At 72.9% G+C, this 4,268-nt stretch carries 3 protein-coding genes; all 3 read right to left on the bottom strand.

Features of this window, described 5'->3' with window-relative positions; all coding sequences use genetic code 11:
- Window positions 1–593, bottom strand: a 593-nt coding sequence (locus HMPREF0043_RS08800) for a hypothetical protein (RefSeq protein WP_156897563.1), incomplete at its 3' end; no start/stop codon positions are given.
- 152 nt (window positions 594–745) lie between these two features.
- Complete coding sequence (locus HMPREF0043_RS08805) at window positions 746–3,646, bottom strand: FAD-binding and (Fe-S)-binding domain-containing protein (protein ID WP_021602698.1); 2,901 nt, start codon at window positions 3,644–3,646, stop codon at window positions 746–748.
- Between the two features lie 260 nt (window positions 3,647–3,906).
- Window positions 3,907–4,268 (bottom strand): hypothetical protein (locus tag HMPREF0043_RS11785; RefSeq protein ID WP_232206104.1); only part of this gene is annotated, 362 nt, incomplete at its 5' end.

Raw genomic sequence — 4,268 nt, forward strand, 5'->3', positions numbered from 1 at the left:
GCCGGGCCGGCCGGGAGGTCCCCCGCGACCGCGGGCGCAGCGGCCGGCCTGGGGGCCACGGTCCGGGCGTCGGTCGTGCTGTTGACGGCGCGCTTGTGGCAGGTGTCCACGCTGAGATACCGTTGGGTCCCCGAACCGTAGACGCGCGCCTCGAGGACCCGGACGCCCTCGGAGAGCGTCGTGATGACGGGGAAGAGGTCGTCGTCGGCGCGCAGCGTCACGACGACCATGCGGGCTCCCGCCGACGCCGTGGCCGGCGAGGATTCCCGGAACGTCTGCCAGGCCGAGTCGAAGGCGGCCTGGCCGCCCGGGTACATCGCGACGATCTCGCGGCGGGACATGCTGGAGTAGCGCCCGGCCAGGCTCAGAGCCTCGAAGAGGCTCACTGCGGAGAAATGCGCGCGTATGCTGACGATGACGGTGTTGCCGGCGGAGTCCATGGTGAGCAGGTGAGACTCTCCGGGCTGCCGGTCGGCCTGCTCCCACACGATGGGAAACAGCGGCACGCCCACAATGTCGAGGGCGCGCTCGCGAAGCGCGCCCAACACTTCCGTCGCAGACGTGCCGTCTAGCTCGACTGCCTGAGCTGGCACAATGCGGCCGCCTGACAGGGCAAAAAGCGCCATCGTGCGGGACCTCCTTCAAGAAACAATGCGTGATGCTCCTAGGGTAGCCCACGGCAGACCCGCTCCACTAGCTACCGAATCGGAATTCCCCCGGCGGGGCGCTTTATTCCCATTTTCCATCAGCTTCCTCCCCGTCTCCTGGCCGCCTCCGCCCCGTCGCGTATGAGCTCGGCGAGGTGGATCCCCCGCGATCCGGCCAGCTGGCCGGCCTGCGTCCGGCAGGAGAATCCGTCGGCCAAAAATACCGCGTCGCGGCCGGCCTCGGACAGGGCGGGCACGAGCCTGGCCTGGGCGACTTTCACGGACACCTCGTAATGCCCTTTTTCCATGCCGAAATTGCCCGCCAGCCCGCAGCATCCGGTAACCTTCGTCACAGACGCGCCGGCCTTCCGCAGGAGGTCCTCGTCGGCGGCCCACCCCATGACGGAATAGTGATGGCAGTGGGGCTGCGCGACGACTTCCACGCCCGCCAGGTCGGGCATGCGCCATCCCCGGCCGGGCCCGACCGGCTCGGGGGCCGTGAGGAGCTCGGCGAGCGTGTACGTCATCGCCTTGACCAGCGGGGCCCTCGCGTCGTCCGGGAGGAGGTCCTCCAGGTCGGAACGCAGGACGGCGGTGCACGAGGGCTCGACGCCGACTATCGGCACCCCGCTCGCGGCGAAGGGCGCGAGCGTGGACAGCAGCCTGTCCAGCTTCCTCTTGGCCGTGCCGAGCTGGCCGGTGGATATCCAGGTCAGCCCGCAGCAGGCTTGGCCGGACGGCAGCAGCACGGTGTATCCGGCGGCCTGGAGGACGTCGACGGCGGCCCTCGCCCCGCGCGTGTCGAGCGTCTCGGAGAAGGAGTCGACCCACAGGACGACGTGGCGGCCGTCGGCCAGGCCTCGCCCGGGCGGGCCGTCCGCGCCGAGCCCGCGGGCCTGGGCGGTCCTGGAGAACCGCCGGGTCGCGAACCCGGGCATCCCCCGGCGGGCGTCGACTCCGGCCAGGCGGAAGCCGAGCCTGCGCAGCGGCCCGATCCCCATGACCGCGTTCGCCAGGCGTGCCAGGCCAGGGACCTTCGTGACGAGGCCCGCCAGGCGGGGCAGGTTGCCGAGCGTGTAGTGCGTCATCGGCCGGCGCCTGCCCCTGTAGGCCCGGTAGAGGGCTTCGGAGCGGTAGCGGGCGACGTCGACGCCCGTCGGGCAGTCCCGCGAGCAGGCTTTGCACGCCAGGCACAGGTCCAGGGACTCCAGGACCCCCGGCGCCGTCCAGTCGAGCAGGCCGCCGTTGGCCACCTCCTGCAGGACGCGGACGCGCCCCCGGGTCGCGTCCTTCTCGTCGCGCGTGGCCTCGTAGGAGGGGCACATGAACATCCCGATGTCGAAGCGGGCGGCGCGGCAGTTGCCCACGCCCGTGCAGCGGTGGACGGCCCGGGTCATGTCGCCGTGGTCGTCGGCGAAGTGGAAGCCTCCCGCGTACTCGATCCGGCGGGCGTCCGGGCGGCGCATGTGCGCGTCGAGGGGGTCGGGGCGCACGAGGACTCCCGGATTGAGGACGCCTGCGGGGTCGAACAGGCTTTTGACCCGGCCGAACAGGCGGAGGATCTCCGGGCCGTACATGCGGCCGAGCAGTTCGGAGCGGGCCCGGCCGTCGCCGTGCTCGCCGGAGAGCGAGCCGCCGAAGCGGGCGGCGAGGTCCGCCGCCTCCTCCATGAAGGCCCGGAACCTCGGCCGCCCGTCGTCCGCTTCGAAGGGGAAGTCGATGCGGATGTGCAAGCAGCCGTCGCCGAAGTGCCCGTAGAGGAGGCCTGCCAGGCCGTGCGATCCGAGAAGCGCCTCGAATTCGCGGATGTAGGCGCCGAGGTTCTCCGGCGGAACGGCCGAATCCTCCCATCCCGGCCAGGCGGGGTTGCCCGCCGGGGTGCGGCCGCCCAAGCCCGCGCCGTCGGCGCGGATGCGCCACAGCTCCCGCGCTTCGGGCCCGGCGGGGCGGATGTCCACGGCGTCGGTCGCCGCTGCGTCGGCCAGGGCTCGCGCCCTCGTCATGGCGTCGACGCCCCCCTCGGCCCCGACTTCGACGAAGAGCCACCCGGCTCCGGCGGGCAGTGCGGGCACGGAGCCCTTGGCCCGCCTGACCGCGTCGACGAGTTGGGCGTCCAGGCCTTCGACGGCCAGCGGGCCATGGGCCAGGAGGGGCACGGTGTCGTCGGCGGCGGAGGCCATATCCGGATATCCGAGGATGACGAGCACCGGCGAGGCCTGGCGGGGAACGAGCCGGACCGTCGCCTCGCAGACCAGGGCCAGGGTTCCCTCGCTGCCGACGAGGAAGGAGGCGAGGTCGCGCCCGTTCTCGGGCAGGAGGTGCTCCAGCGAGTAGCCGGAGACCTGGCGTTTGAAACGGCCGAGGCCGGTGCGGATGGCCGCGAGGTTGGCTGCGACGAGTTCGGCCAGGCCGTCGACGGCGTCCACGCCCAGGCCGTCGGGGCCGGCCGCGATCTCCCGCCCGTCGGCCAGGAGCAGGCGCAGCCGGTCGACGTTGTCCGCGGTCCGTCCGAAGGCGACGGCGTGGGGGCCGCAGGCGTTGTTGCCGATCATGCCGCCGAAGGTCGCCCGGTTCTGCGTGGAGGGGTCGGGCCCGAAGCGCAGCCCGAAGGGGGCCGCGGCCTTCTGCAGGTCGGACATGACCACGCCCGGCTGGACGCGGGCGGTGCGGGAATCGGGGTCGACGTCGAGGATGGCGTTCATGTGACGGGAGAAGTCGAGGACGATCCCCGGGCCGATGGAGTTGCCGGCGCAGGATGTGCCGCCGCCGCGCCCCGTGACCGGTACGCCGAGTTCGCGGGCGACGGCCAGGGCGGCGGCGACGTCCTGGGCGTCGGCCGGGCAGACGACCGCGCGCGGCGGTATCCGGTAGTTCGAGGCGTCCGTGGCGTATTCGGCCCGGCGGCGCGCACTGGCGTCCACCTCTCCGCGCACGGCCTCGCGGAGCCGGCCGAGCAGCTCGTCCGGCTCGTCGGAGCGCCTTCGGCTCACCACGTCCATTGCGCCATTGTGCCAGTTCCGCGCGGCGTCCAACGGGCCCGCCCGCCATGCGGACCCAGCCTGCGTCCCGGCGGCGCGGCCGTCGGGCGGTCCGCCGGCCGGCTCGGCACACCGTTCGGAGGCCCCCAGCCGGCGCTGCCTCCCGCGTCCGAGCATCCCGAACGCCGCGATGCTCGGCTCGGCCGCTCATGCAGAGCGACCGAACGGCTGGACGACGCGCGGTTGAACGACGAACGGCCAGACGGCGGCATCGCTAGACGCTAGATGACGAGCGGGCACCCCGCGCAGGCGACCCTCGCCTCGTCGGTCAGCTCGGTGGTCGAGCAGGCTCCGAGGCCGGAAGAGCACAGCGAGTTCGCCTCGTCGAGTAGGCCGAGCCGCTCGAAGTGGTCGAGCATCGTGGAGACGAAGACTTCGGAGACCCCGCTCGTCGCGGCGATGGCACGGACGGTCCTGCCCTCGCGAAGCTGACGGAGCACGCGGTCGGTCACCGAGCCGACCGGGCCCGCGGGGGTCCTCCGCGTCGATGCGCCGCCCTGCCGGGGCGTCTCGACGCGGGGGCGATCGCCTCCCGGCCGGCCGTGTCGGCCGCCCCGGTCGACACGCCAGCCGTTTCCCGGCA

Origin of the sequence: Actinobaculum sp. oral taxon 183 str. F0552 (assembly GCF_000466165.1) — a bacterium.
Taxonomy (GTDB): Bacteria; Actinomycetota; Actinomycetes; order Actinomycetales; family Actinomycetaceae; genus Peptidiphaga.

Excerpts from the sequence above, each read along its gene's own strand:
- HMPREF0043_RS08805 (WP_021602698.1), bottom strand. The coding sequence starts at position 3,646 with ATGGACGTGGTGAGCCGAAGGCGCTCCGACGAGCCGGACGAGCTGCTC.